General features: G+C 34.7%; 12 protein-coding genes. 8 read left to right on the top strand and 4 right to left on the bottom strand.

Translation table 11 applies throughout. The annotated features are described in order from the left end of the window. Positions 1-8: 8 nt before the first annotated feature. The 5 genes from ACFOOI_RS06340 (at position 9) to ACFOOI_RS06360 (ending at position 8,484) form a co-directional block, all read left to right on the top strand. Positions 9-1,175 carry an efflux RND transporter periplasmic adaptor subunit gene (locus tag ACFOOI_RS06340; RefSeq protein ID WP_379836250.1) on the top strand — a complete coding sequence of 389 codons (1,167 nt, stop codon included), beginning with the start codon at positions 9-11 and terminating at the stop codon, positions 1,173-1,175. A 6-nt stretch (positions 1,176-1,181) separates the two neighbouring features. Further along, entirely contained in the window at positions 1,182-4,319 is a 3,138-nt protein-coding gene (locus ACFOOI_RS06345) for an efflux RND transporter permease subunit (RefSeq protein WP_379836252.1), read from the top strand. A gap of 71 nt (positions 4,320-4,390) precedes the next feature. Then, the gene (locus ACFOOI_RS06350; RefSeq protein WP_379836254.1) at positions 4,391-4,810 is read left to right on the top strand and encodes a Crp/Fnr family transcriptional regulator; all 420 of its coding nucleotides are present in this window, start codon (positions 4,391-4,393) and stop codon (positions 4,808-4,810) included. Between the two features lie 417 nt (positions 4,811-5,227). Continuing rightward, entirely contained in the window at positions 5,228-7,462 is a 2,235-nt protein-coding gene (locus tag ACFOOI_RS06355) for an amino acid permease (protein ID WP_379836256.1), read from the top strand. Positions 7,463-7,632: 170 nt separating this feature from the next. Next, on the top strand, positions 7,633-8,484 hold the full coding sequence (locus ACFOOI_RS06360) for a tetratricopeptide repeat protein (protein WP_379836258.1): 852 nt from the start codon (positions 7,633-7,635) through the stop codon (positions 8,482-8,484). Between the two features lie 27 nt (positions 8,485-8,511). Here ACFOOI_RS06360 and ACFOOI_RS06365 read toward each other — a convergent pair whose 3' ends face one another. From ACFOOI_RS06365 to ACFOOI_RS06375, 3 genes are all read right to left on the bottom strand, one after another. Continuing rightward, entirely contained in the window at positions 8,512-9,252 is a 741-nt protein-coding gene (locus ACFOOI_RS06365; protein WP_379836260.1) for a LytR/AlgR family response regulator transcription factor, read from the bottom strand. Beyond that, entirely contained in the window at positions 9,224-9,853 is a 630-nt protein-coding gene (locus tag ACFOOI_RS06370) for a histidine kinase (protein WP_379836262.1), read from the bottom strand. Before ACFOOI_RS06370 ends, ACFOOI_RS06365 begins: the two co-directional genes overlap by 29 nt. A 418-nt stretch (positions 9,854-10,271) precedes the next feature. Then, complete coding sequence (locus tag ACFOOI_RS06375) at positions 10,272-11,447, bottom strand: sensor histidine kinase (RefSeq protein WP_379836264.1); 1,176 nt, start codon at positions 11,445-11,447, stop codon at positions 10,272-10,274. Positions 11,448-11,655: 208 nt separating this feature from the next. Between ACFOOI_RS06375 and ACFOOI_RS06380 the strand changes: the two genes are divergently transcribed. Genes ACFOOI_RS06380 through ACFOOI_RS06390 form a run of 3 tightly spaced genes read left to right on the top strand, consistent with a single transcriptional unit; the run spans position 11,656 to position 15,691 of the window. After that, the gene (locus ACFOOI_RS06380; protein WP_379836266.1) at positions 11,656-14,079 is read left to right on the top strand and encodes a TonB-dependent receptor domain-containing protein; all 2,424 of its coding nucleotides are present in this window, start codon (positions 11,656-11,658) and stop codon (positions 14,077-14,079) included. 13 nt (positions 14,080-14,092) lie between these two features. Then, positions 14,093-15,154 (top strand): DUF5694 domain-containing protein, encoded by a 1,062-nt coding sequence (locus ACFOOI_RS06385; RefSeq protein WP_379836268.1) that lies wholly within the window; start codon positions 14,093-14,095, stop codon positions 15,152-15,154. Positions 15,155-15,202: 48 nt separating this feature from the next. Next, positions 15,203-15,691 (top strand): DUF2306 domain-containing protein, encoded by a 489-nt coding sequence (locus tag ACFOOI_RS06390; RefSeq protein ID WP_379836270.1) that lies wholly within the window; start codon positions 15,203-15,205, stop codon positions 15,689-15,691. An 81-nt stretch (positions 15,692-15,772) separates the two neighbouring features. On the opposite strand, the gene ACFOOI_RS06395 is transcribed toward ACFOOI_RS06390, so the two are convergent. Further along, entirely contained in the window at positions 15,773-17,023 is a 1,251-nt protein-coding gene (locus ACFOOI_RS06395; protein ID WP_379836272.1) for a YaiO family outer membrane beta-barrel protein, read from the bottom strand. Positions 17,024-17,026 lie beyond the last annotated feature (3 nt).

Here is a 17,026-nt window from a genome sequence, read left to right on the forward strand (position 1 = left end):
AAAAGAAAATGAAAGAAAATAATAAAACTTCAAGAAAGAAGCTAATTTTTCCAATAGGAATTATGGCTGTATTGCTGTTTGGAATGGCATTTACCCTATATTCAAACAAACAAAAAATAAACGAAAGCAAAAAACCAGTTGACCGCACACAAGTACCCGTATCGGTAAATGTAACAACGGTAACCTTAGGTGTTTTGTCGCAAAACCAAAGTTTCCCGGCACTTTTAAAGCCTTTTGAAGAAGCCAATTTAACTTCTCAATCTAGTGGAATAATTAAAGGCCTTAAAATAAACTTGGGTGACAAGGTCACAAAAGGCCAAGTTCTTGGCCAAATAGACGCTGAATTGCTAAAAATAAACTTAAAGTCAGCTTTAGTAAACTTAAAAACTGCAGAAGTAAACAAACGATCAGCAGAAATAAATACTAAAAAACTGCTAACCGATTATGAAAGGGCACAAGACTTATTCGTCAATAAAGCAGGTTTAGAAACCAATATGCTTAACGCCAAAAACTCCTATGAAAACAGTATAAATACACTCGAAAACGCCAAAAACACATTCGAAGCCGCACAAGTACAAATAGATTTAATAAAACAACAGATTGCGAATATGCAGATAGTGGCACCAATTAGTGGCACTATATCTAACAAAAAACTAAACGCTGGTGAATTTACCAACCCCGGAGTGCTGATAGCTACGATTACAAACATAAATACAATGAAAGCCACAGCCTATGTAAACCAAAGTGTGGCCTATAAACTAAAACTGGGTCAAACTGCTAAAATAAGTTCAGCTGTTTTTCCAGAAATGGCATTAATAGGTAAAGTGATTTTCATAAGCCCAAATTCAGACATAAATCACAACTACCAAATTGATTTCTTAATAACACAAAATCAAGGCTCGGCTTTAAAAGCAGGTACAGATGTAGCCATTTCCTTTAAAGCGAATGCAGACAGAGATGCTCTAATAATACCAAAATCAGCCTTAGTGGTAGACCGTGCTGAACCTTTTGTATATGTAAACCAAAACGGTAAAGCGAAAGGAAAAGCTATACAAATAGGTACCATTTCAAACGATCAAGTGGAAGTACTAAGCGGCATTTCCGCTGGAGAATCAGTCATAATTAACGGCCAAATAAACCTCAAAGAAGGTAGTATTATTAACATCGTAAAATAATTAGCCATGTCATTAACAGAAATTTCAATAAAACGCCCACTCCTTATTATCACGGCCTTTGTGGCTTTGATACTGTTTGGAGTAATAGGATATAATAACCTTAACTACAACTTATTACCTTCGTTTTCGGCAGGAGTTATTAACATCCAGACCGTATACCCTGGTGCTTCACCAGACGAGATTCAAACCAAAGTAACCAAACCCATAGAGGACGCCATAAGCACAGTAGAAGGTATTGATATAATTACTTCAAGTTCTTTACAAAACGCCTCCTCTATTGTAGTAGTTTTAAAATCTGGTGTTGACGACATATTGGCTCAGCAAGACATTGAACGAAAAATAAATCAGATTAAAAGCACTTTGCCTATTGATGTAAACGACCCAATTGTAAACAGATTTAGTACAGACAATATCGCAATTTTAAATATTTCGGCAACAGCCAAACTCTCTGATGCGGATCTTTATCAACTCATTGATAAAGAAATAAAACCTAAACTGAGTAATCAAAAAGGTGTGGGACAAATAAATATCATTGGTGGCCAACCTAAAGAGATAAAGATTTTGTTGAACAACGACATGTTACAGGCATATAAACTTTCGCCCAAACAAGTTTACCAAATCATAGCTTTAAACAATATCTCTTTTCCAGCTGGAGATGTAGAAAGCTTAAACGAGAGACTGGCGATATCGCTCGATGCTAATTTTTCGGATATAAAAACATTACCAAACATAGTTATTAGAGACAACGGTCAAGGAAGCCGAATTTTGCTTTCTGACGTAGCAACTATTGGCGAAGCCCAAGGTGAAATAAGCACTTTGAACCGAATAAATGGTGTACAAGGTATAGGCATACAAATCTTTAAGACCAACGATGCCAATGCTGTAGAAGTAAGTAAACTTGTAAAGGAAGAACTAGCTAACCTAAAAACTACCTATTCTTCAAGTGGGTTCGACTACCAAATTGCTTCTGACCAGTCAGTGTATACCCTTAATTCGGCAGATTCGGTTATTCACGACTTACTCTTATCTATCCTGATAGTTGGCTTTGTAATGCTGCTTTTCTTACACAGTATTCGAAGTTCATTTTTCGTACTTATCGCTTTGCCTTCGGCTATGATTCCTACATTTATTATCATGTATATATTGGGTTATTCACTCAATCTGATGACTCTAATGGCACTTTCGTTAGTAGTAGGTATTTTGGTAGATGACAGTATAGTGGTTTTAGAAAATATATTTAGGCACCTCGAAATGGGTAAAACCAAGGAGCAAGCGGCCCTCGATGGACGTAACGAAATAGGCTTTACAGCTGTGGCCATTACTTTGGTAGACGTTGTGGTTTTCTTGCCTATGGCTTTTGCTGGTGGCCTTATTGGACACATTCTTGAAGAATTTGCAGTAGTAGTCGTAGTTTCTACCCTTATGAGCCTTTTGGTTGCATTTACGCTTACCCCACTTTTAGCCGCTAAGTTTGCAAAATTGACACACCTTACCAATTCAAACCTTTGGGGAAGAATAATTTTAGGATTCGAACAAGTGCTGAATAGTGTAAAAGAAAGATATGGGAAACTTCTAAGATGGGTACTTTCTAACAAAAGATACTTATTAATATTAGTAGTATCACTTTTATTTGCGGCTATTTCATTAGTCCCTAATGGATTTATTGGGGCATCCTTTGCTGGTAGCAGCGACCGAGGCGAACTTACAATTCAGTTAGAAACACAAGCCGACATGCCTTTATACCAAACTAACTTATTAGTAAAGCAAGCCGAAGAATTTCTACTTTCAAAACCCGAAGTAAAAAGAATATATACCTTAGTAGGAACTCAAACCGGTGCCAAAGGCAATGCCTCTAACCTTGCAGAAATAAGTGTAAGTTTGGTAGATAAAAACGAAAGAAAGCTTAATACGGATATGTTTGGGGTGTTTGCTAGAAATGAAATAGAAAAAATACCCGGCTTACAAGCAACTTCATTACCAACAGGAATAACCGGAAACGTGAGCTCCCCTATTCAGCTTGTAGTTAAAGGCTTAAACATTGACAGTGTATACAAAGCATCCGTGGCCGTAAAAAATGCTATGACAAAAACAGCCGGAACCGACTATATACGTTTTAGTACGAAAGGTGCTATAAAGCAAATAAAAGTTAGCCCAAACAGAGACAAAATCTCTGACTTAGGACTTACTCTTCCAGATGTAGCACAGTCTATACAGTTGGCATTTAGTGGAAACAACACAATCGAATTTTCGGAAGGAGAAGACACATATAACATTGAAGTAGCACTCAAAAACTCAGACAAACAAGACCTTGATGCTATAAAAAATCTTTCTATCACCAGCACAAAAGGCGAGATATACAAACTAAGCCAAGTGGCAACGGTGGAGACCGTTTTAAGTCAAAATATTTTGGAAAGAACCAACAGACAAAACTCCATTACGATATCTTCAGCAGCCGTAGGTAGACCTTCTGGGGATATAGTAACAGATATAAAAACCGAAATATCAAAGCTAAAGTTACCACAAGGAGTAGAAATAACTTTTCAGGGTGAAGCAAAAAACCAAGGTGATGCTTTTAGCAGTTTAGGGTTTGCTTTGCTAATAGGTGTAGTATTGGTTTATATGATCATGGTGGCACTTTACGAAAGCCTCGTATATCCTTTTGTCGTAATTTTCTCTATTCCAGTAGCTTTAATCGGGGCACTTTTAGCTTTGGCATTAACCATGAACCAACTCACTATATTCAGTATCATTGGTATGATCATGCTGCTGGGTCTCGTAACCAAAAACGGAATATTGATTGTAGATTTTGCAAATCAGTTAAAAAATGAAGGTAGAAACGTTACAGAGGCACTAATAGAAGCTGGGAAAGAAAGATTGAGACCCATCATCATGACCACTTTTGCTATGGTGTTAGGAATGCTGCCTTTGGCATTGTCTAGCAGTTCGGGTTCAGAATTTAAAAATGGCATGGCATGGGTACTTATTGGAGGTTTACTTTCTTCGTTTTTACTCACCTTGTTTTTGGTACCTACTGTTTATTTAATAGTAGACAAAATTCAAAATAAGATCTCAGGTAAAAAGAAAATGAAAGCGGAGAAAAAGAGAACCAACGAAGCCCTAACCGCTGAAATAACATTGAATTAAGGATAGAATGGGAGAATTCGAAGTTCTCCCATTTTATAAAAATAAAGTTAAAACTATAGTCAAATACTACTATGTCAGATCAATTGAGCAAACATATCATTAAGCTTGTTCCTTCTTTAGAAGAAGAAATAGAAGAAATAATGTCTTTTTTTGAACTCGAATATTTCGAGGAAAGAGCTCAAATATTAGAAGAAGGACACAACGTCAGCAAGTATTATTTTGTAAATAAAGGTTGTCTACATTTGTATTTCAATGACGTTTACCAAAACCAAAATACGATTTTTTATGCTTTAAAAAGGTGGTGGATAACTGAATACCACGCTTTTTTAGATAATTCGAAAGCGGAATTTGGTATTTCGGCCATTGAGCCAAGTGAGGTTTTAAGTATCACAAAATCAAATTTTGAAAAACTTTTGGTAAATCACCCATTAATGGGAATCTATTTTAATACCATACACATGCGTGCTTACGCAGAGGCGGTATTTAATTGAACTTCCATTTCTTTTTTTTAGAAGATTCTAATTTTAAAATTTACTTATCCATGAAAGGGAATTGTTTTTTTTAAATTTGATAGAATCTTCTTTTTTTTGTCCAATGAAACTAAGCTAGCTTTAATTCTTTGCATTCCTAATTAATTTGTAAGAGTCTTCGAAGGTATTTTTTTGGTTCAAAGCAGAATTTAATATTTTAATACAATAATATTGAATTACCTCAAAATGCATAAAAAAGGAATTCCCTCATTTCTTTTATTCTTAAAAATTTCACATATTCACTATTATTGACCTAATTGAGGTTTAAAGCTAATCATTGTTACATAAATTATAACTGCCGTAATACCATTGGTAATTGCTTAAAATATCATTAAAAATAAACTATCCCCTGTTTTAAACAAACAAGGATGAAAAACTATGGAGCTAAATCAAGTCAAAAAATTCGGTACTGCCCCAGTTTTTTTTACCGCTATTTCTACCATTTTAGGTGCCGTTATGTTCCTTAGGTTTGGATATGCAGTAGGCACAGTTGGGCTTTGGGGCACCATTATCTTAATCATTATTGGGCACGCGGTAACCATTCCTACTGCCATGGCGATTGCCGAAATAGCCACCAACTCAAAAGTAGAAGGAGGAGGCGAGTATTACATAATTTCCCGATCATTTGGCTTGGTAATTGGCTCCACAATCGGAGTAGCACTTTATCTTTCACAAGGCATTAGCGTAGCTTTTTACATTATAGCATTTACAGAAGCCTTTAAGCCTGTTTTTAATTATCTCTTTGAGCATTACAACTTTGTACCTTGGGCCGAATGGCTCCTTAACCAAAAGCAATTAATCGCAATTCCTGCACTAGTTATGCTTACTGCTATAGTACTTTGGAAAGGTGCTGAACTAGGTGTAAAAGCCCTCTACATAGTGGTGGCAACTTTAATTGTGGCCATGGTGGCGTTTTTTATGGGAAGTCCGGTTTCTGCCGAAATAACAAAAATAGAGCACCCTCCTCTTGATAACGTTTCACTTTTTACGGTCTTTGCCATCATTTTTCCAGCATTTACGGGTATGACCGCCGGAGTCGGACTCTCGGGCGACCTAAAAAATCCGGGTAAATCTATTCCACTCGGTACCCTATCTGCGACTGTAATCGGGATGATCATCTATATTTTCATCGCCATAAAACTGGACGCTTCGGCTTCACATGAGGTTTTGGCAGATACCTCCAGACTGGTGATGTCTGACATCGCCGTGCAAGGTTGGTGGTTAATTCCTATCGGCCTAGCAGCGGCTACTATTTCATCAGCCCTTGGCTCTATCATGGTGGCTCCACGGACCTTACAGGCCATAGCGAGAGACAACATGATTCCATTCAAAAAGCTAAACCATTGGCTATCTATAGGACGTGGCAAAGAAGACGAACCCTTTAATGCAACTTTGATAACGGTAATTTTAGCTTTAGGATTTATTATGGCAGGTGCTTTAGATGCCGTAGCCGAAATTATTTCCATGTTTTTTATGGTGACCTATGGTTCTTTGTGTTTGATCTCATTTTTGCAGCATTTTGCGGGCGATCCATCTTATAGACCGAGGTTTAAGTCGAAGTGGTTTATTTCGCTCTTTGGTGCTGTAGCCTGTTTTGGGCTCATGTTTTTCATGAATCCCGCTTACGCACTCATGTCTATATTGTTTATTGTGGCTTTATATTTTGCAATAGACTATTCTAACAAAGACAAGAAAAACATGGCGATTATATTCCAAGGAGTGATTTTCCAGCTGACGAGGAGGCTTCACGTTTTTCTACAAAAAACCGAAAAAGAAGACAGCAAAAGTTGGAGACCATCAGCAGTATGTTTAAGTTCAAATTCGTTTACTCGAATAGATAGTTTCAACCTGATAAAGTGGGTTTCTGACAAATATGGTTTCGGTACCTTTATCCACCACGTAGACGGTTATCTTTCAAAAATAGCCAATGACGAAACACAAGTGCTGCACAAACGCCTAATAAAAATGGCGAATGACAGCAGAAGCAAAGTATATGTAGACACGCTGATTAACAGAAAATTTGAGCATTCGATAAATGCCGTCATACAACTTCCGAGTATCTCAGGAACAGAAAACAACTTGCTTATTTTTGAAAACACACCCTCAAAGCCGCATGAAATAGCGAGTGTTATAGAAAACCTGAAAATCATAAAATCAGCTAAGCTGGATGTTTGCATTCTGAATCTTTCAGAAAAACAATATGGCTTCATGCGAGAAATTCACGTTTGGATTACTAAAAGTGACTTCACCAATGCCAATCTGATGATATTGATGGCCTACATTATTTCGGGTCACAGCGATTGGAAAAACGGGCACATAAAGGTGTATTCTTTGGTACCACAAGAAAGCATGATAGAAGACAGACGTAAATTTGAAGAACTGATAGAAAACGGACAGTTACCTATCTCGATGAACAATGTGGAGTTTATTTCGAGAGACTCAGACAAAGACACCCGAACCCACATAAACGAGCGATCGCAAGGTGCGGATTTGATTATACTTGGATTTATAGAAGAAGCTGTGAAGCGTTTCGGAATTGAGACCTTCCAAGGTTACGAGAATCTTTCAAATGTACTATTTGTAAATACAGTTGAAGAAAAACAGATAAAATAGAATACTCCAATAAATAGTATTTTTATAGAAAGGCAGATTCGAAAGAGTTTGCCCTTTCTTTTTCAAGCCACGTCATTAACACAAATTAACACACTCATTAACAAGCAATTAACACACACACCTTTGTATTCTAATCAACTTTGGGTTTTAGAAAACTAAACCAATTTGATATGAAAACAATTATCCTTTTATTATTCCCCTTTTTTGTATTTTCGCAAACAGCCCCTAAGCTTTTAGGTCAAACCACCATAAGTAAGCTTAGTGAGGCACCATTTGGTGAATGGTTTAATGCCGCCCATGAAAAATACGTTCCAAACGCTGCTACAATAGAACAATTAAAGCAAATACCGAAGAAAAAAGTATCGGTTCAGATTTTTATGGGGACTTGGTGCAGAGATACCCAAAGGGAGCTGCCGAGATTTATCAAAACATTAGAAACCGCCGGTTTTAAGTCCACCCAAATAGAAATAATAGCCGTAGACAATGCCCCCGAAACCTACAAACAAAGCCCCGAACATCAAGAAATAGGGAAAGGGATATACAGGGTGGCAACTTTTATTATTTTAAAAGACGGAAAAGAGCTAAACAGGATCGTAGAGTTCCCCGTGGTTTCTTTAGAAAAAGACTTATTACAAATTTTAAAAAATAAAGCATATTCTCCAAACTATGCGGCATTTAGCCAAGTAGACCAATGGTTTAAAGAAGGAATTCTGACTGACCCAAACGTATCATTTAGAGGATTAGCTAACGTACTAAAAGGTATCTCAAAAGCTGAAGGAGAATTAAACGCGATGGGTTATATTTTTTTAGGGAGAAATCAGATAAAAGAGGCCATTTCTATCCTTTCTATTAATGTTTACTTGTATCCTGAGTCGTCAAACTGTTACGACAGCTTGGCAGAGGCCTATCTCAAAAACAATCAAAAAGAAACGGCCATACACTACTACGAAGTAGCTCTAAAACTTAACCCAAAAAGCGAGACTCTAGCCAAAACCATAGCAGACTTGAAGGCGTCTCTTTGATATTACAATGACAAAAAAATAAACCTTTTACCTTAACAAAATTGAAGGTCCGATTTTCTCAAATACCTGTTCGCGATATTGCATGCCTATGGGTATTTGAGTTTGGTTATTTGTTTCAATCATATTGCCTTTTATGGACAATATTCTATTGATATTCACAAAATAAGATTTATGAATTCGAATAAAACACGATTTTGGAAAAGTATCTTCTATTTTTTTGAGTGTTAAGTAACTTACGATTGTTTTAGTGGTGGTAAAAATCTTCACATAGTCTTTCATGCCTTCAATATACACAATATCCTCGTACATAACTTTCACAAAATTACCATCTTCTTTTACAAAAACGTAATTCTCTAAATCGCCTTTTTCTACATGTTGAGTTTCACTTTTCATTTCTGAAAATCTCTGAATATTTATGTCTTTAATTTTCCGGATAGCTCTCAAAAAACGCTCAAAAGCGATAGGCTTCAATAAATAATCTATAACGTCTAAGTCGAAACCCTCCAAGGCATATTCGTTAAATGCAGTGGTTATTATCACTTGCGGGCGATTAGGCAGAGAACGCAAAAATTCAATACCAGACACTAGCGGCATTTGAATGTCACAAAATATGAGGTCAATCTGGTGTTCTGCAAGTTTTTCATAAGCCTCAAAAGCCGTATATGCCTGTCCCACAAGCTGCAAAAATGGCACTTTGGCTATGTAAGATTCCAGTACTTGGTGAGCAAGTGGCTCGTCTTCAACTATTAAGCATTTGTAGGTTTTCATTGTGAAAATATTGTGGTTTATTAAAATCTACTACCAAATTGATATGCCTTTTATCATTCTCTTCCGAAAACTGAAAAACAAAATTGTTTCCAAATTCTTTAATTAAAACTATGTCAAAATCCGAAAGTTGGTTTCCTTCTCTTAAATCAAAAGAAATCCTCAGTGTAAGCAAATGGTTTTCTAAAAATATATTTAGATCCACAAAACTGTTGGCTTTTTCTATAACCTCACTTAATAGTGGATACAATGCCAAGGACTTCATAATGTGTTGATTATTACCTGATTTTTTTATTTTATAATCTATGGCAACTTGACCTGCAAGAGCGTGTTCAGCTATTTCTAAGAAATTTACTAAGAAGTCTAGTTCAGCTTCAATAGTATTTACATTTTTCTGAGATTCGTACAGCAAATACCTTAAAAAGGAAGATAATCGGAGCACCATTTGTTGTGCCAATTCAGAGGATTCTGACTTAATATAATCAAATGCTTTGTTAACTATTTGCGGGTTAACTTTTGATTTTAGAAGTTTCAGTTTTAAAGCATTGTTTTCTGATTCTGCATTAATAAGGTCATTACTCGCATTTTTTATCCATAATATCATGTAAAAAGATATTGGTAAAATATGAAATTGGACGAAAAATGTACTTCTGCTTTTTATTTTATTTAGGACTTCATGAAATATTTCGGAATAAGAATTATTAATAAAATAAGGATCCATATAATAAGTTTCCCTGTTGCCTAAGTCTAAATTATGTAGTGCGTAATTAATTGAAAACATGCCTACAAATTTTGCAAGATTTCCTCCTAAAAATATTATAAATAATAAAGCTATGGCTTTCAACCAAAAATCAAATTCCAATTTAAAGACAATCAATATCAGGTTACACTCCAAAAAAATAAATAAACTGTAACAAAATGAAACAAACAGAAACCCAGTTTTAAAAATGTTTTCAGAATCTGCCCAAAATTTCAAATGAAAAAAATAATATAATATCCAAAATGTTACTTTTAAGAGTAAATTATAATTGTAATACAATTTCTGCTTCATAAGAATCTAGATTATTTTTAAAAATTAAGGTCGAGTTAGGATAAAGTATTTCTAAGCGTCTTTTTAAAGTTTTCAAACCTAAACCGCCTTCAATATTTTTCCTAATTGAAACACTTTTACTTTTGGAATTCACTACATTAAATTTTATGGTATTTCCATTTCTACTTAAATTTATATAAAGCTTAGATTGGCTCAATTCGTCGCTAAAGCCATGTTTAATTGCATTTTCAATCAAAGTAAAAAAAAGAAAAGGTGCAACTTCCAAATTTTCAATATTGCTATTTTCGATTTCAACAATGATCGGAATTTTTCTCCTTAAATTTTCTAATTCTATATAATTTACTATATATTTCAATTCATCTGAAAGAGGTATTTTTTCTTTAGAAATATTATCAAAGGAAAAGTTAAAAAGACTTTGAAGTTGTGTTACAAATTCTTTTGAAGTCGAATCGTTTTTTATTAATAATCCGTAAATATTGTTTAGACCATTAAAAAGGAAATGAGGACTAATTTGGTTATTTAATATTTTCATTTCCAATTTATTAGAAATTCTTTTTACCTCTATTTTTTTAGTATTTTCTTTAATCATTAGATAACAAAATAATATAAACAAAGGGAAAGCATACACCATTATAAATTCGAAAATAGAATAGTATAATGTATAACCATTTACAATCGGAGCAAAGAAATTATCTGATTCGTAAGAATCTTTTACTTCGCACTCAACTGCAACTTGACCTTTTGCTTTTAATTTAATAGATTGTTCATTTTGCACACAGAATTCTAAACAATCCAAATAAACACTATAGCTATGAAGCGTAAAAAACCATGCAATAAATGTTATAAGTAGTAATTTGAATTTTCGATTTTGAAAAAGTCTAAAAAAAATAAAATAAATTAAAAAGTATCCCAGCAACCATAAACTATCTTTTAGAAGGGAAAACTTAAAACTTGATTCTCCTGTATAGTAGTTTTTATTATTTAGTAGAAAGAATAAATAAAATTGAAAAACTAAAAACATTATTAAAATCAACACCACCTGCATCCACAGCCGCTTTCTTACAAAATCTATACATTTTGAAAGTCGCGTAAAAAAAACTAATCGTTGGTCGAGCATTGGGATATGTTGGTCTAATTTTCTTTGCAAAGTTCTGTATTAAAAGTACATTCTTAACACATGATTTCAATACAATTTCAAAATAATATTGGCAACAAATAGCTTTTTTAAATTAATATTGGAAGTTAAATGAAATTCCACCAATTTATATTTCATCTAAAAAAAACGTGCGTTGGTATAAATATTTTTAAACCATAAAATGCATGTCACAATTTTGATTCACAAAAACATATACTAAATGAAAAACACGATCCCACTTTTGGTTTATTTTTTACTTACACTCACATTTTCTGCCTTAGGCCAAGGAACTATTAAAGGCAAAGTATCTGAAACAAATACCGAAAAATCTGTGCCATTTGCCACCGTTACGCTACATATAAGTGCTGACTCTTCACTCTACAAAGCCGCTTTGAGCGATAGTGTCGGTTTGTTTGAAATTAAAGGTGTAGAGGCTGGTACTTATTTCCTTAAAATAACTTCTTTGGGCTACCAAAACCTACAGAAAAATGAAATCAACTTCGAAAACGCAGACTTAAACCTTGGTAAATTTTTTCTAAACAATGACGAAAAACAATTAGGTGAGGTAGTGGTAAAAGCAGACAAGCAGGTTTTTGAACAAAAACTTGGCATGACAATCGTAAATGTGGATTCCAAAATGTTTAAAACCTCTCAGCATGCACTCGACGTATTGAAAAGATCTCCCGGTTTGCTTGTTGACAACGCTGGAAATATAAAATTTAGAGGTACTAGCCCAAAGATTCTAATTGATGGAAAAGACCTACAAATGAGCGAAATGCAACAAAAAAACTACCTAAAAACCTTAAGCCCAGAAATGATAGAAACGATAGAGTTAATATCAAATCCATCTGTAAAATACGAGTCTGCTTTTAATACAGTTATCAATATTAAACTAAAAAGAGACAAAACCCTGGGCCTAAAAGGATCGGCATTTGTCTATTATGAAAACAATGGTTTTTTGAACCAAAATGTTGGCGGAAACTTAAGCTTTAAAACTAAAAAGTTTGGTTTCACGACTCAGGTGAGCGAATATGACAACTTTTGGTATCAATATTTGTTTCAGGACCGAACCATAAACAATGGAGACACAAAAGACGCATACAAACTCAATAGTTTCCTCAATTCACCTCAAAAAGGAGTTTCATATAACTTCGGGGTTGAATATTTGATTTCGAAAAAACAGACAATAGACCTACGACTTTCGGGAGATCAATCTGTTTCAGATGGCGTGCAAACCTCAGATGTGGAATTTAGTTTAGCAGGTAAACCACAACCTTTTTCATTTTCAAACACCACCACCTATGAAAAATCAAATGTGAATACCGTAGTGATGGGTTATAAATACAAAACCGATGTGTCTGAACTAGTGGTTGAAATGGGTCTTTCTAAGAAAACCAAACCTGGCATCGTGCATTTGCTGACCGAATATAAAAATGAGGAAAATTTGCTGCCATATGTTTCCGCTCAAAAAAACGATAATTATTCGGGGTCTAACTTTAAAACCGTAAACCTGCTTTGGAGTACCACCAAAATTGAGCATTGGAAAATAGAAGCGGGAGGAAAAATTAACTTAATAACAAATAGTGCCAAAATATCGTATGACACACTCATAGCCAAAATGACTAAAGCCGAGTCTATGGTCAGTGAAAACTATAAGAAAGACTACGAAAGGTCAAATGACTTTGCATTTGATGAAAACATCCGAATGGGCTTTGTGCAAGCAAGCAGAAGTTTTGAGAAATTAAGTTTTGAGGCAGGCCTAAGAATAGAAAACACCCAAACAGTTGGCAAGTCTTTGCAGTCAGATTCAGCAGTAAATAGAAATTACTACAACTGGCTGCCAAGCATAAACTTTAGCTATCCAATCAATGAAAAAAACAGCCTGAGTTTTGGAATCTCTCGAAAACTTGGCCGTCCCACAGTTTGGGAACTTAATCCTTTTCCATATGTGATTGACCCTTACACCTATGCAATCGGCAATCCATTTCTATATCCCCGAATTAGAAACAAAGCTGAGCTAAACTATTCCTATAAAAACAAATTTCAAATAGCTTTTACTTCAGCTTATATCCAAAACATGACCTCTCAGATAACGATTTACAACCCCGTTTATAAATCTGTAGGTTGGGTTCAAGTAAACCTAAATGGTACCAATACGGGCTTGGATATCTCGTATACAGACAAGGTCACCAAATGGTGGAATTACTTGGCTAACTTAAACCTAAACGTAGGTTCGGAGACATATTCAAACAATGGAAAACCCATAAAACAATCAGGAAGAGACGGTTACGTTTATGGACAAAATACCTTCAGTTTACCCAAAGGATTAATATTAGAACTGACGGGTTTTTATTCTTTTGGCTCTAATTCTGGTCTATTTGTTTCAAAACCTACCAAAAGTTTAAATGCAAATGCACAAAAGAGCTTTCTTGATGGCAAATGGAACATTGTGCTAAATATGAACGACATATTCTTCACAAACATTAGTCAGTTTAATTTAAAAATAAACGAGACCAATATGAAAGTAATAAACAAGCAAGGCAGCAGAGCTTTCTCGACGAGAATTACATACAATTTTGGTAAGTCAACTTACAAAGGCCAAAACAGAAAATCAAGTGTTACAGAAGATTCTAAACGATTATAAACTAAATAAAACAATGAAAAAATTAACTTTTACCTTATTTTTATTGCTTTCAATAAGCATAAAAACCATCGCACAAGTAGAAATACTCGTATTTGGCACAGCACATCAAAATTCTAGTAATAAATGGGATTCAGAAATAGCTAAACTCAAGAAATTTAACCCCGACAGAGTTTTCGGAGAAAATATACCGAGTTACGATTTCCTTAAGTTGCCGAGCTCTTATCTCGAAAATGACCCATTTTATAAAACAAGGGCATTTTTAATGAATCGCTATAAGGTTAAAAACATTCCTAAAAATCTAGATACCAAAATAGCCAAAGCCGAATACGCTTTGCTAGAAAACCCTAATTTGCACTCAGTAAGGATAGCCCTAACTAAGAATTATATAATTAAAGGAGATAGAGCCAATGCCGAATATCAGATATGGGAGTTTAAGACTCACAGATATAAATCTTTAGGGCCAAGCGAAATAAAGAAATTCAATGAAGCTTTTGTGAGTATTGATAGCCTTAAACCAATGAATCTTTACCGACCAATTTCGGAGTATACCAAAATTATTTTCCCTGTTATTTATCACCAAAAACACCAGCAAATGTATTCTATGGATTGCCAAAAATATGATGAGCCATGGAACAAAGCTTGGGAATTAACAGAAGCGAAATTTGAAAAGTTAAAGAATGAAGCGAAAGAAGACGCAACATCTGAATCTGGTGTATTAGTTGCTAATATGGATTCTTATTTTGATAGTTTAAGCACTATTTTAGAAAACTCAAAAATGGAGTTTTATGATATGATGAACCAGTCTAAAACTTATTTTGAAGCAGACGAAGCGACTAATTTTTATGGAGGAAAGCATTTTTATGGCGTAAAAAACTATCCAACAGAAGAAGTAAAAGAGATGTACAAATATTGGTTACTAAGAAATGAAGGAATGGCTAAAAACATATTGGATAGAGTTGACTTAAACTCTAAGCAAAGGATTTTAGTAGTTGTTGGATCTTCACACAAAGATATTTTAGACAAAATATTGGCTAAAAACCCAAAAGTTAAGATTATTAATTGGGAAGAATTATAAAAAACCTGTTCTTAATTTTAGAGTCCATAAAAATAAAAAAAAAGCAAAATGGAAATTTTGAAAAATATAATCGGAATTATTCATACACTAGCTGCCAGTGTCTCTATTATTGCTGGAGCATATGTATTATTAAAGATCAAAGGTGATATCAAACACAAAAAATGGGGAAAATGTTATTTCTATGCCATGCTCCTAAATAACCTTTCTGCTTTGTTAATTTTCCGCTCATTTGGATATTGGTTTTTCCCTCATTCACTAGCGGTTGTGGCTTTGGCTTTTCTGATTCCTGGGTATTTTGTGTTACGCATAAAAAACTTTCGAGCGGGTATTTTCGTGCATATTTTTTGCTTCGTGATTAGTTACTACTTGCTAATTGGCGGAGCCGTAAACGAAGCTTTTCTAAGAATTCCATCTTTACAAAAACACGACGTAGGCTCACCTGTAAACGGAATGACGCATTTTGCTGCTATGCTATATTTTATAATCCTGCTAATTTTTTATTTAGTTAAATATCGCAAATTTAAGCTGAATAGTTAATTTGTCAAAAATGGTTCTTTCCTTAAATAGGAACGAATATTAAAAAAAAATGCAGCCGCTGGATAGTGACTGCATTTTTTATTAATAATTTAAAGTATAACCCAAATTTACGGAAGTGACCCAAAAGTATTGCCCGGGGTCAAAAATACTTTCTTGATGCATGATAGAGGCTCCTATTCCAATTACGGTTTTATTGCTTTTAACCTTAAAGTTATTTACTAAACTTAATTTTTGTGATTTTAAACTCACTATTGGCTGGTTGATGGCGTCTAACCCAAACCTATTCACTTCTGGAGAGAAACCCAAACCTACGGCTACTCCAAAAAACTGCTCTTCGTTAGCACCGTATTTTCTATAGGTAAATGTAGCGGACTTACTCAAACCTTCCTCACTTGGAATCAAATACGGCACAACAAATACAAATGAGTTTCCGAAATATTTGCCAACTGATCCGGTGTAGATATTGGTATAATTTTCGCCAAACTTTAAAGAGCGAAAACCAACAGAAGCCTCAAATCCTCTGGGCAACGATTTGTACACTTGAGCACCACATCTGAACCCAGGAAAAATCGAAGATTTCGAATACCCTACATTGAGGTAGCCATACATGCCATTGGTTATACTTGGATATGCATCTATTTCAAATTGAGAACCGTAGGTATCAAACTTTTGATTTAAATTATATCTACCAATCACACTTCCGTACTTAGTTTCTTTGCCGAATTGAATATTGTAATAGTGCATCTGCCCGTAGATTTGTGAGAAATAATCTCGCGAAGCTGCTATCGAAATACTATTTGTGGCGGTAGTTTCTTTCAAGTCTTTTTTAAACTTTAGAGCTGCCTCATCTTTTGGGAAACGACCTAAATAATCATCTATGGTTTTAAATGCTGTGGCAATATCCTGATTATTTCGCTCTGCTGAAGCTTTCAAAATGGTGATTTCAACATCATCGGGCAAAATAGCTAAGCCGTCTTTAGCAAGCTCAATGGCCGTTCTATTTTGATCCGCCCACATTTCATTTTTTATATATCCTACCCAATATTCCTTTGAGGTTTTATCTTTTTGAATTAAAATTTGAAACTCTTTTCTGGCCAACTTATACTTTTCGTCCCAACCATAAACAGTTGCCAAAAACAGCCTAACTTCGTCATAATTTGGATACTTGGCCACCACTTTATTTAACAATTGCTCCGCTTCAGTTTTTTTTCCGTCAAAAGCCAAAGTACGTGCTTCTTTAAAGGCCTCGTCAGGGTCAAAGCTCTGAGCCGAGGCATTTCCAAAAAAAATGCATGTTGTTAGAATTAGGAAAGTTATTTTTTTGCACATCATATT

The organism is Lacihabitans lacunae (assembly GCF_042649125.1).
Taxonomy (GTDB): Bacteria; Bacteroidota; Bacteroidia; order Cytophagales; family Spirosomataceae; genus Leadbetterella; species Leadbetterella lacunae.

What these genes read in the sequence shown, in the direction of transcription:
- ACFOOI_RS06340 (WP_379836250.1), top strand. Translation starts at nt 9, where the DNA reads ATGAAAGAAAATAATAAAACTTCAAGAAAGAAGCTAATTTTTCCAATA.
- ACFOOI_RS06345 (WP_379836252.1), top strand. Translation starts at nt 1,182, where the DNA reads ATGTCATTAACAGAAATTTCAATAAAACGCCCACTCCTTATTATCACG.
- ACFOOI_RS06350 (WP_379836254.1), top strand. Translation starts at nt 4,391, where the DNA reads ATGTCAGATCAATTGAGCAAACATATCATTAAGCTTGTTCCTTCTTTA.
- ACFOOI_RS06355 (WP_379836256.1), top strand. Translation starts at nt 5,228, where the DNA reads ATGGAGCTAAATCAAGTCAAAAAATTCGGTACTGCCCCAGTTTTTTTT.
- ACFOOI_RS06360 (WP_379836258.1), top strand. Translation starts at nt 7,633, where the DNA reads ATGAAAACAATTATCCTTTTATTATTCCCCTTTTTTGTATTTTCGCAA.
- ACFOOI_RS06365 (WP_379836260.1), bottom strand. Translation starts at nt 9,252, where the DNA reads ATGAAAACCTACAAATGCTTAATAGTTGAAGACGAGCCACTTGCTCAC.
- ACFOOI_RS06370 (WP_379836262.1), bottom strand. Translation starts at nt 9,853, where the DNA reads ATGATATTATGGATAAAAAATGCGAGTAATGACCTTATTAATGCAGAA.
- ACFOOI_RS06380 (WP_379836266.1), top strand. Translation starts at nt 11,656, where the DNA reads ATGAAAAACACGATCCCACTTTTGGTTTATTTTTTACTTACACTCACA.
- ACFOOI_RS06385 (WP_379836268.1), top strand. Translation starts at nt 14,093, where the DNA reads ATGAAAAAATTAACTTTTACCTTATTTTTATTGCTTTCAATAAGCATA.
- ACFOOI_RS06390 (WP_379836270.1), top strand. Translation starts at nt 15,203, where the DNA reads ATGGAAATTTTGAAAAATATAATCGGAATTATTCATACACTAGCTGCC.
- ACFOOI_RS06395 (WP_379836272.1), bottom strand. Translation starts at nt 17,023, where the DNA reads ATGATGTGCAAAAAAATAACTTTCCTAATTCTAACAACATGCATTTTT.